The 17,168-nt window shown below is 67.0% G+C and carries 17 protein-coding genes; 7 read left to right on the forward strand and 10 right to left on the reverse strand.

The window, feature by feature from the left end:
- Positions 1-94 precede the first annotated feature (94 nt).
- A complete protein-coding gene (zigA, locus tag ASF34_RS02330) occupies positions 95-1,315 on the forward strand; it encodes a zinc metallochaperone GTPase ZigA (RefSeq protein ID WP_056158255.1) in 1,221 nt (406 codons plus the stop codon).
- On the forward strand, positions 1,315-1,644 hold the full coding sequence (locus ASF34_RS02335; protein WP_056158258.1) for a hypothetical protein: 330 nt from the start codon (positions 1,315-1,317) through the stop codon (positions 1,642-1,644). Before zigA ends, ASF34_RS02335 begins: the two co-directional genes overlap by 1 nt.
- Here the strand turns inward: ASF34_RS02335 and ASF34_RS02340 are convergent.
- From ASF34_RS02340 to ASF34_RS02350, 3 genes are all read right to left on the reverse strand, one after another.
- The gene (locus ASF34_RS02340) at positions 1,634-1,825 is read right to left on the reverse strand and encodes a DUF1192 domain-containing protein (RefSeq protein WP_018042652.1); all 192 of its coding nucleotides are present in this window, start codon (positions 1,823-1,825) and stop codon (positions 1,634-1,636) included. The two genes, ASF34_RS02335 and ASF34_RS02340, sit on opposite strands and share 11 nt — an antisense overlap.
- 29 nt (positions 1,826-1,854) lie before the next feature.
- Positions 1,855-2,769: an alpha/beta hydrolase gene (locus tag ASF34_RS02345; protein ID WP_056158261.1), complete on the reverse strand. Its 915-nt coding sequence runs from the start codon at positions 2,767-2,769 to the stop codon at positions 1,855-1,857.
- 82 nt (positions 2,770-2,851) lie between these two features.
- Positions 2,852-3,733, reverse strand: coding sequence for a lytic transglycosylase domain-containing protein (locus tag ASF34_RS02350; RefSeq protein ID WP_018042650.1), 882 nt, complete (start codon positions 3,731-3,733; stop codon positions 2,852-2,854).
- A 113-nt stretch (positions 3,734-3,846) separates the two neighbouring features.
- On the opposite strand from ASF34_RS02350, the gene ASF34_RS02355 reads away from it, so the two are divergent.
- Both ASF34_RS02355 and ASF34_RS02360 read left to right on the forward strand, forming a co-directional pair.
- A complete protein-coding gene (locus ASF34_RS02355) occupies positions 3,847-5,475 on the forward strand; it encodes an ABC transporter ATP-binding protein (protein ID WP_056158264.1) in 1,629 nt (542 codons plus the stop codon).
- Between the two features lie 14 nt (positions 5,476-5,489).
- On the forward strand, positions 5,490-6,710 hold the full coding sequence (locus tag ASF34_RS02360; RefSeq protein WP_056158266.1) for a phosphopentomutase: 1,221 nt from the start codon (positions 5,490-5,492) through the stop codon (positions 6,708-6,710).
- A 33-nt stretch (positions 6,711-6,743) separates the two neighbouring features.
- On the opposite strand, the gene ASF34_RS02365 is transcribed toward ASF34_RS02360, so the two are convergent.
- The 7 genes from ASF34_RS02365 to ASF34_RS02395 form a co-directional block, all read right to left on the reverse strand.
- Positions 6,744-7,169 carry an acyl-CoA thioesterase gene (locus ASF34_RS02365; protein WP_018042647.1) on the reverse strand — a complete coding sequence of 142 codons (426 nt, stop codon included), beginning with the start codon at positions 7,167-7,169 and terminating at the stop codon, positions 6,744-6,746.
- A 130-nt stretch (positions 7,170-7,299) separates the two neighbouring features.
- Positions 7,300-7,824 carry a hypothetical protein gene (locus ASF34_RS02370; protein WP_043764301.1) on the reverse strand — a complete coding sequence of 175 codons (525 nt, stop codon included), beginning with the start codon at positions 7,822-7,824 and terminating at the stop codon, positions 7,300-7,302.
- 238 nt (positions 7,825-8,062) lie between these two features.
- Positions 8,063-9,841, reverse strand: coding sequence for a pyrroloquinoline quinone-dependent dehydrogenase (locus ASF34_RS02375; RefSeq protein WP_244478865.1), 1,779 nt, complete (start codon positions 9,839-9,841; stop codon positions 8,063-8,065).
- Between the two features lie 35 nt (positions 9,842-9,876).
- On the reverse strand, positions 9,877-10,437 hold the full coding sequence (locus ASF34_RS02380) for an ankyrin repeat domain-containing protein (protein WP_056158272.1): 561 nt from the start codon (positions 10,435-10,437) through the stop codon (positions 9,877-9,879).
- A gap of 29 nt (positions 10,438-10,466) precedes the next feature.
- Positions 10,467-11,525, reverse strand: a complete 1,059-nt coding sequence (locus tag ASF34_RS02385) for an SDR family oxidoreductase (RefSeq protein WP_026175727.1) — start codon at positions 11,523-11,525, stop codon at positions 10,467-10,469.
- 128 nt (positions 11,526-11,653) lie between these two features.
- Positions 11,654-12,484, reverse strand: coding sequence for a transglutaminase-like domain-containing protein (locus ASF34_RS02390; protein ID WP_018042642.1), 831 nt, complete (start codon positions 12,482-12,484; stop codon positions 11,654-11,656).
- A 220-nt stretch (positions 12,485-12,704) separates the two neighbouring features.
- On the reverse strand, positions 12,705-13,205 hold the full coding sequence (locus tag ASF34_RS02395; protein WP_018042641.1) for a VOC family protein: 501 nt from the start codon (positions 13,203-13,205) through the stop codon (positions 12,705-12,707).
- A 77-nt stretch (positions 13,206-13,282) separates the two neighbouring features.
- Between ASF34_RS02395 and uvrB the strand changes: the two genes are divergently transcribed.
- From uvrB to ASF34_RS02410, 3 genes are all read left to right on the forward strand, one after another.
- Positions 13,283-15,970, forward strand: a complete 2,688-nt coding sequence (uvrB, locus tag ASF34_RS02400; protein WP_056158275.1) for an excinuclease ABC subunit UvrB — start codon at positions 13,283-13,285, stop codon at positions 15,968-15,970.
- Between the two features lie 107 nt (positions 15,971-16,077).
- Positions 16,078-16,377: a hypothetical protein gene (locus ASF34_RS02405; RefSeq protein ID WP_056158278.1), complete on the forward strand. Its 300-nt coding sequence runs from the start codon at positions 16,078-16,080 to the stop codon at positions 16,375-16,377.
- 38 nt (positions 16,378-16,415) lie between these two features.
- Positions 16,416-17,165, forward strand: coding sequence for a YidB family protein (locus tag ASF34_RS02410; protein ID WP_056158281.1), 750 nt, complete (start codon positions 16,416-16,418; stop codon positions 17,163-17,165).
- Positions 17,166-17,168: the final 3 nt, after the last annotated feature.

Here is a 17,168-nt window from a genome sequence, read left to right on the forward strand (position 1 = left end):
CCTCTGTCTACCCGGGGACAGAGATTTTCGAACGGCGATTGACAGGGACGATCTCACGAATTGTAATGGTATTACATTACATAATGGATGTCCGATGAACCAGCGCGATCACCGTCTCCCCGTCACCGTCCTTTCCGGCTTTCTCGGTGCCGGCAAGACGACGCTGTTGAACCACATTCTCAACAACCGCGAGGGGCGACGCGTCGCCGTGATCGTCAACGACATGAGTGAGGTGAATATCGACGCCGCCTTGATCCGCGAGGGCAGCGCCAACCTCTCTCGCACCGACGAACGCCTGGTGGAGATGACCAATGGCTGCATCTGCTGCACGCTGCGGGACGACCTCCTGGCCGAAGTCCGGACGCTCGCGGAGGAAGGGCGGTTCGATTACCTCCTGATCGAAGGCACGGGCATCGCCGAGCCGCTGCCGGTGGCGAGCACCTTCTCCTTCCGCGATGAAGACGGGGCTGCGCTGAGCGATATCGCCCGCCTCGACACCATGGTCACCGTGGTCGACGCGGTGAGTCTCCTGCGCGATTACGGTTCGACGGCGTTCCTGCGCGACCGGGGCCAGACCGCGGGAGAGGAGGATGCCAGGACCCTCGTTGACCTTCTCGTGGAGCAGATCGAATTCGCCGATGTGGTCGTCGTCAACAAGGCGGGTGATGTCGGGGCGGATCAGCTCGCTCTGGTCCGCTCGGTAATACGCGGACTCAATGCCGATGCCCGCATCATCGAGGCTTCCCATGGCCGCGTCGCGCTCGATCAGGTTCTGGATACCAGCCTGTTCAGCGAAGAGAAGGCGCAGAAGCACCCGCTTTGGTTCAAGGAGCTCTACGGCGCCGCCGAGCATGTGCCCGAAACCGAGGAATACGGAATTGGCTCCTTCGTCTACCGCGCCCGCCGTCCCTTCGCCCCCGAGGCATTCGACGCTTTCACCAAGACCACATGGCCGGGCCTCATCCGCGCGAAGGGGCATTTCTGGTTGGCGACGCGGCCGGACTGGGTCGGCGAATTCTCCCTTGCCGGTGCCATCGCGCGGGTCTCGCCGATGGGGGCGTGGTGGGCCTGTGTGCCGAAGGCCCGCTGGCCGGAGGATGCGGAGTGGCGCACCCATTTGTCCCGGACCTGGAGTGAGCCCTGGGGCGACCGCCGCCAGGAACTCGTCTTCATCGGAACGGGCCTCGATCGCGTGGCGATCACCGCCGCACTCGATGCCTGCCTGGTCGGTTCCGAGGATGTGACGCGGTTCGATCCGGCGCCGTACCGCGCCCTGCCCGATCCGTTTCCCGCCTGGCAGCGTGCCGCCGCCTGATGGCGTTCTTTTCCCTCAAGGATGCCCGCGCTCGCTCGGCCGCACGCTCGGCCGATGCGGCGAGGCTCAAAGGCGAGCTTCGCCTGGGTCTCGGGCTCGGCGAGGATGACGTCCTCGCCGTCAACGAAATCGCCTGTGGCGAGCCCGGCTGCGCCGATCGCGAGACCATCGTCCTGGTGATGCGGGTCGGCGAGCCGACGCGGGCGCTGAAGATCGCGCGTGGACTGGAGGCGGTCGAGCCCGACGACATCGCCCGGCTGGGGGCGAAAGAGGATGCCATGAGGCGGGAGGGCGCGACCCCGCCCGGAGCTTCCGCGCCTATAGTTTGAAAATCGAGGATGCCCGGTCCAGGGCGGTCTTCTTGCCCGTTCGGGCCGATTCCAGCCGCTCGATCTCGGCGCGCAGCAGGGCGATCCGTTCGGCGATCTCGTCGAGGGAGAGGGTGTCGAGGCTTTCGCCGATCGTATGGGAGACCGTGCGCTTCGGCCGGTCCGTGTCGTCGTCGCGCATGGCTCGTCTCCCTGTCATCCGGCGCTCGCCTAACGGTCCCACCGCGAGACCGAGCGAACGTGCTGTTGAGTGCCGGCATATTGCTTGAGGAATGTCGTCATTTCCGACAGTTCCGGCGCCTTCGAGCGGAAGGTGACCGAGAGGGCGAGAAGCGTGTCGGCATGGTCGAGACCGGGATAGATCCGCTCCTGCACCGGCACGCGCACCGCGCGCAGCCGCGCCGCGAGGCTCTGGGTATTCTGCGGGCGCACGATGGTGTCGTTGTCTCCGCTGGCGAGGAAGGCTGGGGGCGAATGAGGACCGGCGAAGGTGATCGGCTGCGTCGCCGCCGGATCGGGCGCCTGTCCGAACACGTCCCGCGAGGTGTCCTGGTCGAAAGGATGGAAGTCATAGGGGCCGGATAGACCGGCCACGGCCCGGATCACCTTCGGGTCGACCCCCACCTTGCGCAGGTAGCGCGGATCGAGCCCAAGCATCAGGGCATTGTAGGCCCCGGCCGAATGGCCCGCGAGAACGATGCGGCGCGGGTCGCCACCATATTCGGCGATGTTGTCGCGGACCCAGGCGATGGCGGCGGCACCATCGTCGAGGAAGTCGGGGAACCGCACTTCCGGGTAGACCCGGTAATCGGGGATGACGGTGACGAAACCCTGGGCCGCCAAGGCCTGACCGACGAATTCGTAATCGTCCTTCGCGCCCGATTTCCACGAGCCGCCATAGAAGAAAACCAAGACCGTCGCATCCGCCGCGCCGCCGACGGGCGTGAAGACATCGAGGCGCTGCCGCGGATGGGTGCCGAAGGCGGCGCTCTTCTGGGCGAGCCGGCCGCCTTGGTCGCGCGGGCCGATGGCATCGAAGAGGGCGAGGGGCGAACAGGCCGTGACCCCGAGGGCGGCCAGTGCGAGGCAGGCGAGAGTGGCGAAGGCGGCGAAGGCGCGGGTCATGCATCTCTCAAACGGGGAAACGAAGACCCGAATGACACGTGCCGCACGGCGGATTCATGACCGGAAGAAGGGTTTTTCGGATTCAGGTGCGCAGCACGATGCAGGCGCCTCCGACCTTGCGGATGCGGCTGCACAGGATATCGCCCGCCGCCCGGCTCTCGGCCGGGATGCGGACCCGGTAGAAGGCGCGCGTGCCGCGACTGCGCAGGCGCGTCCCGATGATCATCGGCCGCACCTCGCCGATCACGCCGGCGTAGAGTTTCCGGGTGCGGGAGAAGCTCTGGAGGGCGAGGGATTTCGAGAAATTTCCGGCGAGCTGAATGCCCCAAGGGGCGGCCGGCCCCTCGTTGCCGCCGAGGGCAAAGCGATCGCCGCGTGAGGGTATCCGCAACGCGGCGGTGACCTGCAGGCAGGTCTTCGGCGCTTCCGCCTTCGATGATTCCTTCTTGGGGGCTTCTGCCTCCCCCTCGGCTCCGTTGACGGCCGCGCCCCCGCGCCAATCCTCGGCCGGTGCACCGGTGATCGCCATGACATAGGCGCGCGTCTCGGCGGGCAGGCCGCCCGTTCCGGCGAGCCAGCCCGAGACCCGGCCCGCGCCGCCGTTATAGGCCGCGGCCGCGAGGCCGAGATTTCCGAACTGGCGATTGAGGTCGGCGAGGAGATGGGCGGCGTGCGGGATCGCCTGTTCGGGATCGAACGGGTCGGTCAGCCCGCGCTCGCGTGCCGTTCCCGGCATGAACTGCGCAACACCCTGCGCGCCCACCGGGCTCACGGCCGTGACGCGAAAACTGCTTTCCCGCCAGATCAGCCGTGTCAGGAACGGCACGGGCAAGCCGCGCACCCTGGCCGAATCCTCGATGAGGCGGCAGAGCGCCTGCTCCACGGTTTCGGTCGCCACCTCGGCCGAGGCCGGCGCGGCGGCGAGGAGACAACAGGCGAGGATCAGGCTGCGGAGGGATGTCACGGGGCGTTTGTAATGGCGTCTGGCGCCGGATCAATCGCCGTTCGCCGATCTCATCGCGCCGCGCTATAAGAGCCTCGGCTTCCCCTCTCCGCGGACCCGGTGCCCTTCCCTCGATGACTGACACGCTGCTCGACGTCCAAGACCTGTCGGTCGCCTTTCGCTCGCGTGAGCGTGAGACGCTGGCAGTGGATCGCGTGAGCTTCACGATTCACAAGGGCGAGACCGTGGCCCTGGTCGGCGAGTCCGGGTCGGGCAAGTCGGTGACGGCTCTGTCGATCCTGCGTCTCCTCGATGGCAGCGCCGTCCATCCCGGCGGTCGCATCCTGTTCAAGGGACGGGACATTCTGGCCTTGCCGGAGCCGGAGCTGCGTAAGATCCGCGGTGCCGACATCACCATGGTGTTCCAAGAGCCGATGACCTCGCTCAATCCGCTGCACACGATCCAGCGGCAGATCGGCGAGGTTCTGGAGATTCATCGCGGCCTGTCCGGCCGCAAGGCCCGGGTCCGCATTCTCGAATTACTCGAACTCGTCGGCGTCCGCGACGCCGAGCGGCGCATGGGCGCCTATCCGCACGAATTGTCGGGGGGGCAGCGCCAGCGCGTGATGATCGCCATGGCGCTCGCCTGCGAGCCGGACCTGCTGGTGGCGGACGAGCCGACCACCGCCCTCGACGTCACCGTCCAGGCGCAGATCCTCACGCTCCTGGCCGATTTGCAGAAGCGCCTTGGCATGTCGATGTTGTTCATAACCCACGATCTCGGCATCGTGCAGCGCATCGCCTCGCGGGTCTGCGTGATGCTCGCCGGCCGCATCGTCGAAGCGGGGCCGGTGGACGAGATCTTCGCCAGACCCAAACACGAATATACCCAGCGCCTGCTCGCCTCGGAGCCGAAGGGGCGTGCGAACCCGGTTGCGGACGACGCTCCGCGCCTGCTCGAAGCCGGTCCGCTCAAGGTGTGGTTCCCGGTCCGCGAGGGGCTTCTCCGGCGCACCACCTTCCACGTGAAAGCGGTGGATGGTGTGTCCCTCGCCGTGCGCGAAGGGGAGACGATCGGGATCGTCGGGGAATCGGGATCGGGCAAGACCACTTTGGGGCTCGCCCTGCTGCGCCTCACCGGCAGCGAGGGCCCTATCGTCTTCCTCGGCCAGTCCATCGCCGGGCTCGGCCCCGGAGCGATGCGACCGTTCCGGCGCGACATGCAGGTGGTCTTCCAGGACCCCTACGGCTCGCTCTCGCCGCGCATGACGGTGGCCGACATCGTCGCCGAGGGCCTCGTCGTGCAGGGGGCGGTGACGTCGCGCACGGAGCGGCGCGCTGTGGTCGCCAAGGCACTGACCGATGTCGGTCTCGATCCGGCGACGATGGATCGCTATCCGCACGAGTTCTCCGGCGGCCAGCGCCAGCGCATCGCCATCGCCCGCGCCATGGTGCTGAAACCGCGCTTCGTCGTCCTCGACGAACCGACCTCGGCCCTGGATCGGTCGGTTCAGGCTCAGATCGTCACCCTGCTCCGCGACCTGCAGAAGGAGCGCAAGCTCGCCTACCTCTTCATCAGTCACGATCTGAAGGTCGTGCGCGCGTTGGCGAACTACGTGCTGGTGATGCAGAACGGCAAGGTCGTGGAGGAAGGCCCGGCGGAGGCCATCTTCGCCCGGCCGCAGACCGAGTACACGAAGGCCCTGTTCGCTGCCGCCTTCGAGCTCAACAGCGCCACCACCGAAGACGTGGTCCCGGCCTGAACACGACGGGACCCATGGCGCGCGTCTTCCTCATCGTCCTCGATTCGGTCGGCATCGGCGGAGGGCCGGACGCTGCCCGCTACGGCGACGAGGGCTCGGACACGCTTGGCCATATCGCGGAAGCCTGCACCGCCGGTGTGGGCGATCGCGAGGGCCTGCGAGGCGGCCCCCTCGCTCTGCCGAATTTGACGCGTCTCGGCCTCGGTCTCGCCGCCGAGGGGGCGAGCGGCCGCATCCCGCCCGGTCTCGAGCCATCCGGTCCGGTCGATGGGGCCTACGGCCATGCCGTCGAGACCGCGCCCGGCAAGGATACACCCTCCGGCCATTGGGAGATCGCGGGCGCCCCCGTCACCGAGGAATGGGGCTACTTCCCCGACAGGGTGCCGGCCTTCCCTCCTGCCCTCACTCAAATGCTGATCGAACGGGGCGAACTCCCCGGTATCCTCGGCGATTGCCACGCCGCCGGCATCCCGATCGTCGAGCGCCTCGGGGCAGAGCATGTCCGGACGGGTAAGCCGATCTGCTACACCTCGGCCGACAGCGTCTTCCAGATCGCCGCTCACGAGGAATCGTTCGGGCTGGACCGGCTCTACGAGCTCTGTCGGACCGCCCGCGAGATCTGCGACCCCTACCGGATCGGCCGAGTCATCGCCCGCCCCTTCCTCGGCTCGGAGGAGACCGGTTTCCGGCGCACGGCGAATCGTAGGGATTTCGCCACGCAGCCGCCGGGCGAGACCCTCCTCGACCGCTTGAGCGAGCGGGGACGCGTCGTGGTCAGCGTCGGCAAGATCGGCGACATCTTCGCCCACCGCGCCACAGGCCGCGAGATCAAACCGGCCGGCAATGCCGCCTGCCTCGATGCGGCGCTGGCCGCGTTCTGCACCCTCCCCGATGGCGGGCTGGTCTTCCTGAACCTGGTCGATTTCGACACGGAATACGGCCACCGCCGCGATGTGCCCGGCTACGCCGCCGAGCTGGAGCGCTTCGATGCGCGCGTGCCCGAGATCCATGCGGAGCTCGCGGAGGGCGATGTCTGCATCGTCACTTCCGACCATGGCAACGACCCGACATGGCCGGGGACGGAGCACACCCGCGAACAGGTGCCGGTTCTGGCCTTCGGTCCCGGTCTTTCCGCCCGGTCACTCGGGCGTAGGGAAACCTTTGCGGATATCGGCGCCTCCATCGCCCACCATCTCGACGTCGGCGAATTGGTACGCGGCACGTCGTGGTGGTGAGTCGGTCCCGCTCATTCCCGGCGGGAGCGAACCTCACACCTCCCAGGTCTCTTCCACTTCCGGCGGGATCGGCCTCGGACGGCGGTCGCTGCCGATGGCGACGAAGGTGAACAGGCCTTCCGTCACCTTCATGGTGGTCTCGCCTTCGCGCTCGCGGCGCCAGACCTCGACCTGGATGCGAAGCGAGGTGCGGCCGACCTTCACGATCCAGGCATAGATGCTGACCTCGTCGCCGACGATGACAGGGCGATGGAAGGTCATGGCATCGACGGAGATCGTGGCGCAGCGGCCCCGCGCCCGCCGCGCGGCCACGTTGCCCGCCGCCAGATCCATCTGCCCCATCAGCCACCCGCCGAAAATATCCCCGGCCGGATTGGTGTCCGCGGGCATCGCGATCGTGCGAACTACGGGAGAGCCGCGGTCGGTGGGCTGTCGCGTCTCGGAAACATCGGTCGACATGGGGTGGTGCGGGCTCCCGTGATCTCGGCCGGCCAATGCAAGCGGCACGCCGCCTGTGTCCTCCTGTCACATCCGACCGGCGGCGAAAAGGTGAGCCGCTTGAGGGGTGGCGGAGGTCGTCACGCCCTGATCACAGTCCGGACCGTCCCGTTCCTCCCTGCGCCGGCGAAGGCGGGCGCTTGCGCAGAATTACCGCCCCGCCCGCCAGCAGCGCGATGCAGAGCAGGGCGTAGGGCAGGCTCAACAGCAACAGGAAGAAGCCGACGCTCGCTTCATCACCGCTGGCGCCGCCAGGGTTCCGATCGAGAAGCCAGCCCAGGACGCCCGTGACCGCCAGGAGGACGATACCGTTCAGCAGGATGGCACCCCCGACGGCGAGGCAGCCCCAGCCGATGCGTCGACGCTCATCGCCCACGCGGGCAAGGAGGAGCGTCACGGCGATCACCACGGCGGCCTGAAGACCGATGGCGAGGAAAGGCAGCATGTCTAAAGCCGGTCCCGGCAAGGGTATGGCGGCATCCCGAATTCCGGGGTTGGGTCGGACCATCATACCGATGAGGGCGGTCAGGGCGGGAAAGATCACCCCGCCGATCGCCCAGCCCACGAACAGGCCGAAGACGCTACTGATGAGCCAGCGCCGGGTGTTGGGGTTCATGTGATCGCTTCCCGCCATTGGGCAAATACGCTTCGCCCGGTCATCGCAAGCTGGCGTCCGTCGTACGCCGTCTCCTCGATCATGCCGATTCTCGAACCCCTACCACGGTGGTTCGTAGCCTTGCAGGCCAAGCTTGCAGGAGGGAGGTTCGGCATGGCGTCGCCGCGGCCGAATGCGCCACGCTTTTAAAGGCGATGTGAAGTCCGTCGAGGCAAGCATGCAAAATGACGAGAGCCCGTCAGTCCGGCAGGGCGAACACGATGAGCGCGTCGCCGGTGCCGAAGCCCGAGCCCTTGGTGAACGAAGCTCCGCCGGCCGCCACGGCCACGTATTGCCGGCCGTCCAGTGAATAGGTGATCGGCGGCCCGCCGATCCCGGCGCCGCACTGGAACCGCCACAGCATCTCGCCAGTGGCAGAGTCATGGGCGTCGAGATGTCCGTCTTCCTCACCGGAGAAAACGAGACCGCCGGCGGTAGCGAGCGTGCCGCCGGAAAGGCGGCTTCCCGCCTTGACCGACCACTTGATCGCGCCGCCCTTGGCGAGGTCGATGGCCGTGAGCGTGCTGAAGGAGGGCTCTCCCTTCGCCTCGCTCGTTTCGGTGAAGCGGATCTGCGGCCTGCCATTCGATGCCGGGACGGTCCTCACCGTGTAGGTGGTCGCGCCGTGCCGGACCTGGGCGTAGGCCATGCTCGTTGTCGGATCGAAGGCGACCGGATGCCAGGAGATCGCCCCGAGGGGACCGGGGCTGACCACGGTTCCGGTTTCTGTGGGCGGTGCGTAGAGGTTCTTCTGCGTGGTCAGCGGCGCGGACTTGCCGAGGAGCGTGCCGGTCGCCCGGTCGTGAACGTAGAGCCAGCCGGTCTTGCTCGCCTCTGCGACCGCCTTTACCGGCCCTTTGGGCGTCGGGTAATCGAGAAGGAAGGGCGGGCTCGCGACGTCGTAGCCCCATTCGTCGTGCGGGACCTGCTGATAGTACCAGCGCAGCGTGCCGGTCTTCACGTCGAGCGCAACGAGGCTCATCGTGTAGAGGTTGTCGCCAGGCCGTGAGAGGCCGAAATTCTGCGGTGCGGGGTTGCCCGTGCCGACATAGATCAGGCCGAGATCGGCATCGTAGGCCGGGGTCATCCAGAGCGAGCCACCGCCGACCTTCCAGGCCTCCCTCTGCCGGGGGGCGGCCGCCTTCTCGGCGGCGATGTCGCGGTTGAGCGGCACCCCATCGGCGGTCTTCTCGGCGAAGCCGCCTTCCCAGCCATCCTCCTTGGTGACGTACCAGCGCCAGCGCTCCTCGCCGGTGGCCGCATCGTAAGCGGCGAGCCAGCCGCGGCGTCCGTAGCCGCCTTCGATCCCGACCACGGCGCCGCCGTCGAGCCCGCCCTTCTCGTCCTCCACGTGGAGGCCGTAACCGGCCCCGGCCACGCCGACGATGACGAGCCCGTCGGCCACGAGGGGCGGCATCTTGAACCCGAGCCGGCTCGATCCCTGGATCGCACCCGCGCCGAGCGTTCCGGCGAGATCGGAGGCGGTTTCGGACTCGCCCTCCTCCGGGCGGACGGCCTCATGGTCCCACAAGACCTTTCCGGTCTTGGCCTCGAGAGCGATGACCCGCCCGTCCATGGTCGCCTCGAAGACCTTGCCGCCCGAGACTGCGACACCGCGATTCGAGGGCGGGCCGAAGATCTTCTCCGTCCGGGCCTTGTGGGTGTAGGTCCAGATCACCCGGCCGGTCTTCGCCTCCAGGGCAGCCACGTGGTTCTGAGTGGTGGAGAGATACATCACGCCGTCCACCACCACCGGCTCGGCCTGGAAGTAGCCGGTGATCCCTGTCTGGAAGATCCAGGCCGGGCGCAGCTTGGCGACGTTGCCTCGGTCTATGATTGTGAGCGGCGAGAAATGCCGGTTGGTATGGTCGCGGCCGAACATCGGCCATTCCTCGGCGTGCGCACTTGGAGTGAGCGTCAGCGTGCCGGCCAGCAGGGACAGGGAGGACGCGCGCGCGATCGAAAGCCGAGATGTCATGCCGCTTCGCCCCTGGTGAATCATGAAAACCCGGCTCAATCGATCACGAGTCGGGCGAGTCGTTCGACGGCCTCGAGCTGAAACGGGGTATCCGCAGCAATCATGGAGCGGGCGAGATCGGCGGCGCTCTGCCCGTTTCCGTCGCGCTTGGTTGGGTCGGCGCCTTTCGACAGGAGCAGTTCCACCATTTCGGTGCGGTTGAACATGGCCGCCGTCATCAGCGCCGTACGCGTACCGGTTCCGGTGCCGTCGATAGTGGCGCCCTTCTCCAGCAACAGCTCGACGATGGCCATGTCGCCCTTGAAGGCTGCGCCGGCGAGTGGCGTCTGTCCGCGGTCGTTGGAGAGTTCGGGGTCGCCACCGTTGTCGAGGATGAGGCGCGTGGTCTCGACCTGCCCGTTATAGGCGGCCAGCATCAGCAGGCTGTCGCCCTTATCGTTGAGGAGGTTCGCCGGGAGCCCCTGTGCGAACAGTTCCGCCAACTCGTCCACATGCCCCGCTCGCGCGTATTGAAAGACCCGGCCCGCGAAGGCCAGGGTCTCCGAGTCGAGTTCTGGAAGCGCTGGGGTGGGCGAGGCCGGCGTTTCGGATTGCATCGTCACTTTCTGTCTCAGTGAATGCTGTCTCAGGGAATGACTTTTTCGGCCCGCAGCCGGCCGAACAGGTCGAGGAAGCTGTCGTCGCTGGGCTGATAATCGAGGAAGCCGAGCCGGCGGCTGCGCGCCATGTCGGTGACAACCTCGATCGGACGGCCGAGATCCGCATCGGTGTGCCATGCGGAGGCGAGACGGTCGAGATCGGACTCGACCAAGCCATGGCGCTTCGCCAGCTCGGCCCAGACCGGCCCGTCCTGCGCCATCTGCTCCTCGAGTGGGGTCGGCGAGCCGGGATAGGGAGCCGGTTCGAGGCCGAACCATTCCGCGATGCGGCCCCACATCCACGACCAGCGGAAGACGTCGCCGTTGACCACGTTGAACGCGGTGTTCGCCGCGGCGGGATCGGTGGAAGCCCAGGCGAGATGACGGGCCAGCAGCCGCGCATCGGTGACGTCGGTCAGGCCGTTCCATTGCTGCGGCGAGCCCGGGAACAGGAACGGACGTCCGGTCTCGCGGCACAGAGAGGCGTAGACGGCCAGCGTCACACCCATGTTCATGGCGTTGCCGAGGGCATAGCCGACGATGGTGTGCGGACGGTGCACGCTCCAGCCGAATCCCTGGCGCTTGGCGGCAGCGAAGACCTCGTCCTCCTGTACGTAGTAGAAATTCTCCACCGGCAGGCGGTCCTGGTCCTCGCGAAACGGCGTCTGCGGCAGCGTGCCCTTCCCGTAGGCTTCGAAGGGTCCGAGATAATGCTTGAGGCCGGTCACCAGGGCCACGTGGCGCAACGGAGCGGATTGCAGGGCGTCGAGGAGGTTGCGCACCATGGCGCCGTTGACGCGGCAATTCTCGGCCTCGGTCGCCTGCCGCATCCAGGTGGTGATGAACACATGCGTCGGCGCGAGGTCCGACAAGGCCGCCAGCAGGGAAGCAGGATCGGTGAGGTCCGCCGTCACCGGGGTCACACCCTCGATATCCACGGGCCGGCGCGCCAGACCCAGGACGTTCCAGCCCTCGGCGACGAGGTGACGGGCGAGGTTGTTGCCGACGATGCCGCTCGCACCGGCGATGAGCGCCGTACCCTTGATCCTGTCCGACATGCTGTCTCCAATAGAGGTGCATTCCTCCTCGGCCCATCCGAAGGAGGGACCGGCCGAGGAGGGAATGTGTCTATCGGAACGCGGGAGGCCGGATGTCGATCCGGCGCGGATCCGCTTCAGGCGACGGGTGTCAGTTCACCGGTCTCGCTGATCTCGTCGGTATGCACGTCGAAGCTCGCGAGCAGGGCCGTGCTGAAGCTCGTGGAGATCGCCACGTCGGTGGCGTCGCGGCCGCGCGCGATGAGGATGCGGCCGATGCGGCGCTTGTTGTTGCGGGCGTCGAAGGTGAACCAGCGCCCGTCGAGATAGACTTCGAGCCAAGCCGAGAAGTCACCCGGCGGCACCACGGGCACGCCGATATCCCCGAGATAGCCGGTGCAGTACCGCGCCGGGATGTTCATGCAGCGGCAGAAGGCCACGGCCAAATGGGTGAAGTCGCGGCAGACGCCGATCTTCTGGGTATAGGCCTCGTAGGCCGTACGGGTGGCGTCGGCCTTCTGGTAATCGAACTTGATGTGCCGATGCACGAAATCGTGGATCGCCTGGACCCGTGCCCAGCCCTCGGGTGTGGTCCCGAATAGACCCCAGGCGATGTTCGAGAGCTTGTCGGTCTCGCAGTAGCGGCTGCCGAGCAGGAACGGCATGACGTCGTCCGGCAGATCCTGCACCGGATGCTGTTTCGCCTCGGGTACGAGCTCGTCCAGCTCGCCGGAATCTTCGATCATGAAATCGGCCGACACCGTGATTCGGCCACCGGGGGCAAGGATGCGGGTGCAGACGTTGCCGAACGGATCGAGGTAGCTATGGGCCTCCACCGGCGGCTCGATCGTCATCGTCTCCGGTGTCAGCAGGTCTCCCGCGCGCGAGGGATGGACGTTGAGCATCAAGGTGATCGGCGTCGGGCCGAACGTGTCGTAGCCGATCGTGTAGCCGGTCCGGATTTTCATAAGTTCGCTCGCATCAGGCAATGGGACAGGTGGGATCGCTACTCATTTCCACCCGCCGCCGGCGCGCTCCCGCGGCCTTCGGCCTTGCTCGAGCGAGGGGCGTCGAGGCGGCGACGGTCTGGTGCCGTCATGCTCGCCTCAGCCACCCTCACCGAGGGTGGCACCGTCTGAATAAGCAGGTAGCACACCGGAGGGTTGCCGCCTAACGGTTTGCCGCTCCTCATGAATGCTCTCCAGCCGCGCGGAGATCGGCGAGGTCGAGGCGGCGGGTGAACATGGTGAGGCCGCCCTCCGCGTCACGCGGCCAGTCCGCTTCCGGTCTGTCCCGGTAGAGTTCGACACCGTTCATGTCGGGATCACGCAGGTAGAGCGCTTCGCTGACACCATGGTCGCTGGCGCCGTCGAGGGCGATGCCGGCTTCGTCGAGTCGGCGCAGTGCGTCGGCCAGGCTTGCCCGCGTCGGGTAGAGTATGGCGAGGTGGAACAGGCCGGTCGTGCCGGGCGCTGGCGGGCTGCCGCCTTCGCTCTCCCACGTGTTGAGCCCGATATGGTGGTGGTAGTCCCCGGCGGCTATGAAGGCGGCCTGGGTGCCATAGCGAGCCTTCAGGGTGAAGCCGAGCACTCCGCAATAAAAGGCCAGCGCTCGGTCGAGATTCGCGACCTTGAGATGGACATGGCCGATCCGCGCCTGCGGATGGATCGGGTTCGACGTCGTCGTCATGATGGGTCTCGCTCCTGATCGTCGCGAAGCGATGGGCCGCCCTTTCCCCTTTCGTTCCGCGGGGCCATATTCCACCCATGCCTCCTGCGAACAAACCCCGCGTCTCCTCGGCGAAGGCTTCGAAGCCCGAGCTGAAACCGCTCGACGAGCATCTGGCGGCCCTGCTGAGCCCGGCGCTCAACCGCAACCGGCTGCCCGCCGTGGAGAATCCCACGCCGCCGGCTCCGCCGAAGAAGCCCGGCAGGCCCAAGAAAGCCGCATCGCCCCCCGGCGGTTTCGGTGAAGCGCCGCAGGCCGGGTTCACCCTCGGCGATGCGGCCGAGGTCGACCCACGCCTTGCGCAGGCGTTGGGGATCACGCCGCCGGAAGACGGTCCGGCACCCGAGGCGCTGGCGAACGAGGATGAGGGTTCGCTGGCCAGTGACGGCGTGTCCGCCACGGTGGACGCCCTGTCGCGCCTCCTCACCGAAGGCAACCCGCTGTTCCGGGACGGCAAGACCTGGGCGCCGCATCGCCCGGAGCGGCCGAAGAAATCCGAGGGCGGCCTCGCCTTCACGTTGAAATCCGAGTTCGAGCCGGCGGGCGATCAGCCGCGCGCCATCGCCGAACTGGTGGAAGGGGTGAATAAGAACGAGCGCGATCAGGTGCTGCTCGGCGTCACCGGCTCCGGCAAGACCTTCACCATGGCCAAGATCATCGAGGCGACGCAGCGCCCCGCCCTGATCCTGGCGCCGAACAAGACGCTGGCGGCGCAGCTCTACGGCGAGTTCAAGAGCTTCTTCCCCGACAACGCGGTGGAGTATTTCGTTTCCTACTACGATTACTACCAGCCCGAGGCCTATGTGCCGCGCTCCGATACGTTCATCGAGAAGGAATCCTCGATCAACGAGCAGATCGACCGGATGCGCCACTCGGCCACCCGCGCTCTGCTCGAGCGCGACGACGTCATCATCGTCGCGTCGGTCTCGTGCATCTACGGTATCGGCTCGGTGGAGACCTACACCGCCATGTCGTTCACGGTGTCGCTGAACGAGCGGATCGAGCAGCGCCAACTGGTCGCCGACCTCGTGGCTCTCCAATACAAGCGCATCCAGTCCGATTTCGCCCGCGGCACCTTCCGAGTGCGTGGCGACGTGATCGAACTCTGGCCCGCCCACTTGGAGGATCGCGGCTGGCGCATCGGCCTGTTCGGCGACGAAATCGAGTCGATCACCGAATTCGATCCGCTCACCGGTAAGAAGATCAACGACCTGAAATTCGTGAAGGTCTACGCCAACTCGCACTACGTTACGCCACGCCCGACGCTCCAGCAGGCGATCAAGGGCATCAAGACCGAGCTGAAGCTCCGGGTCGACGAGTTGACCAAGATGGGCCGGCTCATCGAGGCACAGCGGATCGAGCAGCGCTGCACCTTCGACATCGAGATGATCGAGGCGACGGGCGCCTGCAATGGCATCGAGAACTATTCGCGCTACCTCACCGGCCGCAAGCCCGGCGAGCCGCCGCCGACGCTGTTCGAATACCTGCCCGACAATGCCATCGTCTTCACCGACGAAAGCCATGTCACGGTTCCGCAGATCGGCGGCATGTATAAGGGCGACTTTCGCCGCAAGGCGACGCTGGCCGAATACGGCTTCCGCCTGCCCTCCTGCCTAGACAACCGCCCGCTCCGGTTCGAGGAATGGGACGCCATGCGGCCGCAATCGGTCCACGTCTCGGCGACCCCGGCGAAATGGGAGATGGAGCAGACCGGCGGCGTCTTCGCCGAACAGGTCATCCGCCCCACCGGCCTCGTCGATCCGGTCATCGAGATCCGCCCTGCCCGTTCGCAGGTCGACGATCTGCTGGGCGAAGTGCGCGAAGTGGCCCAGGCCGGCTACCGCACCCTGGTGACCACGCTCACCAAGCGCATGGCCGAGGACCTGACCGAGTATTTGCACGAGAACAGCGTCCGCGTGCGCTACATGCATTCGGACATCGACACGCTGGAACGGATCGAGATCATCCGCGACCTGCGGCTCGGGGCGTTCGACGTGCTCATCGGCATCAACCTGCTGCGCGAGGGCCTCGACATCCCGGAATGCGCACTCGTGGCGATCCTCGACGCCGACAAGGAAGGCTTCCTGCGCTCCGAGACCTCGCTGATCCAGACCATCGGCCGCGCCGCACGCAATGCCGATGCGCGCTGCATCCTCTACGCGGACAACATCACCGGCTCGATGGAGCGGGCCATGGCGGAGACCGAGCGTCGCCGCCTGAAGCAACTCGCCTATAACGAGGAGCACGGCATCACGCCGCAGAGTGTGAAGCGTGGCATCTCCGACATTCTCAGCAGTGTCTTCGAGGGCGACCACGTCAAGGTGGATACCGGGCTCGCCAAGGACGCCGTCACCATCGGCCATAACTTCAAGGCCGTCATCGCGGATCTCGAGAAACGCATGCGCACGGCCGCCGCCGATCTCGATTTCGAGGAAGCGGCGCGCCTGCGCGACGAGCTCAAGCGCCTGCAGGCGACGGAACTCCTGCTCTCGGATGATCCAATGGCGCGCCAGGGTGACGTGGAGCGCGATGCCGGAAAGTACGGCGCGAAGCGGAGTCGCATCTCGAAGCCGAGCCTCGACAATATGGGGCCGGGTACCGACCGGGAACTACCGGTCGGGGGCGAGGCGCCGCTCTGGGCCGAGCGGCCGAAGCCGCGTTCGACGCAGGGGCTCGGCGGCCAGAAGCCGAAATACAAGGGCGGTGGCGGGCGCAAGCGCGACTGAAACACGCATCGTCGTCGGAACCCCCGGCCTAGGCTCGGGCTTGGAGAAGCATGTGACGGCGGCCCTTCACCTGTCGCCCCCATGCCTCGAACCGACGGAGCGATCCCATGCGCAAGGAACCTCTTATCCGGGCGAGCCTGCTCCTCGCTGCCGGAATCCTCCTGGTGCAGACCGCGCCCGCCCAGGCGATCTCCGATCGTCGCGACCAACCGACGGCTGCCGACGTGCCGTCCGAAACCCGATCGGGCGAGACAGCCGGTTCGAAGCCCATCGGCGACGTGAAGCCGCCGAGCGCCATCCGCCCCTCGACGGCTGTCACCGAGGATGACGGAAAGACCTCTCGGACCAACCCACTCGATCATCTGCCCGCGCGCGACCGCGCCGGGACCGGCGGACGCCGGGAATAGAATTCGCCGTCAAGGCTCGCTGCTCAGGAGGAACAACCATGGGATTGCTCGATCAGGTCATCGGCGGTGTGCTCGGTAACGTCCTCGGAGGCGGCCGGGGCAGCGATCACCAGCAAGGCGGCGGTTCCAGTGGCGGCGCGCTCGGAGGCTCCCTGTCGCCCATCGTCCAGGCTTTGCTGATGCTGCTTCTGCAGAAGGGCGGCGGCGGCTTGAGCGATATCCTCGGCGGCGGTCGGGGCGGCCCGCCGGATATGGAGCAAGGCCGGCGCGGGCCGCCCGAACCCTATGACGACGGCGACCAGGGCGGCTTCAATCAAGACCCGTACAATGAGGGCCGAGACCGGGGCGGCCATGGCGGCGGATCGCGCGGATCGTCGCCCGAAGGCGATTTCAGCGACCTGTCGGGGATGCTCGACGGACCCGGCGGCGGCCAGGGCTACCAGGGCTCTCGCGATCAGGGCCATTCCTCCGGCGCGGGGCCTTACAGCCGCCTCGACCAGGAGCAGGGCGACGATCTCGGTGGGTTCGACGGGTTGATCGACCGGCTCCAGCGGGGCGGTCTCGGCGACGCCATCGGTTCCTGGATCGGGCATGGACAGAACCAGCCCGTGGAGCCGAACCGGCTCGCGGACGCCCTCGGTTCGGACACAGTGAACACGTTGCAGAGCCGCACCGGGCTCTCCCGCGATGATCTGCTGTCGCAACTTGCACAAGCGCTTCCGGGCGTCATCGACGGGCTGACCCCGCAGGGGCGCAAGCCGGATCCGGAAGAGCGTCGCGGCTGGTAATAC

Origin of the sequence: Methylobacterium sp. Leaf106, from assembly GCF_001422895.1 — a bacterium.
Taxonomy (GTDB): Bacteria; Pseudomonadota; Alphaproteobacteria; order Rhizobiales; family Beijerinckiaceae; genus Methylobacterium; species Methylobacterium bullatum.

What these genes read in the sequence shown, in the direction of transcription:
- ASF34_RS02360 (WP_056158266.1), top strand. Translation starts at nt 5,490, where the DNA reads ATGGCGCGCGTCTTCCTCATCGTCCTCGATTCGGTCGGCATCGGCGGA.
- ASF34_RS02370 (WP_043764301.1), bottom strand. Translation starts at nt 7,824, where the DNA reads ATGAACCCCAACACCCGGCGCTGGCTCATCAGTAGCGTCTTCGGCCTG.
- ASF34_RS02345 (WP_056158261.1), bottom strand. Translation starts at nt 2,769, where the DNA reads ATGACCCGCGCCTTCGCCGCCTTCGCCACTCTCGCCTGCCTCGCACTG.
- ASF34_RS02365 (WP_018042647.1), bottom strand. Translation starts at nt 7,169, where the DNA reads ATGTCGACCGATGTTTCCGAGACGCGACAGCCCACCGACCGCGGCTCT.
- ASF34_RS02375 (WP_244478865.1), bottom strand. Translation starts at nt 9,841, where the DNA reads ATGACATCTCGGCTTTCGATCGCGCGCGCGTCCTCCCTGTCCCTGCTG.
- ASF34_RS02380 (WP_056158272.1), bottom strand. Translation starts at nt 10,437, where the DNA reads ATGCAATCCGAAACGCCGGCCTCGCCCACCCCAGCGCTTCCAGAACTC.
- ASF34_RS02355 (WP_056158264.1), top strand. Translation starts at nt 3,847, where the DNA reads ATGACTGACACGCTGCTCGACGTCCAAGACCTGTCGGTCGCCTTTCGC.
- zigA (WP_056158255.1), top strand. Translation starts at nt 95, where the DNA reads ATGAACCAGCGCGATCACCGTCTCCCCGTCACCGTCCTTTCCGGCTTT.
- ASF34_RS02335 (WP_056158258.1), top strand. Translation starts at nt 1,315, where the DNA reads ATGGCGTTCTTTTCCCTCAAGGATGCCCGCGCTCGCTCGGCCGCACGC.
- ASF34_RS02340 (WP_018042652.1), bottom strand. Translation starts at nt 1,825, where the DNA reads ATGCGCGACGACGACACGGACCGGCCGAAGCGCACGGTCTCCCATACG.
- ASF34_RS02405 (WP_056158278.1), top strand. Translation starts at nt 16,078, where the DNA reads ATGCGCAAGGAACCTCTTATCCGGGCGAGCCTGCTCCTCGCTGCCGGA.
- ASF34_RS02395 (WP_018042641.1), bottom strand. Translation starts at nt 13,205, where the DNA reads ATGACGACGACGTCGAACCCGATCCATCCGCAGGCGCGGATCGGCCAT.
- ASF34_RS02390 (WP_018042642.1), bottom strand. Translation starts at nt 12,484, where the DNA reads ATGAAAATCCGGACCGGCTACACGATCGGCTACGACACGTTCGGCCCG.
- ASF34_RS02410 (WP_056158281.1), top strand. Translation starts at nt 16,416, where the DNA reads ATGGGATTGCTCGATCAGGTCATCGGCGGTGTGCTCGGTAACGTCCTC.
- uvrB (WP_056158275.1), top strand. Translation starts at nt 13,283, where the DNA reads ATGCCTCCTGCGAACAAACCCCGCGTCTCCTCGGCGAAGGCTTCGAAG.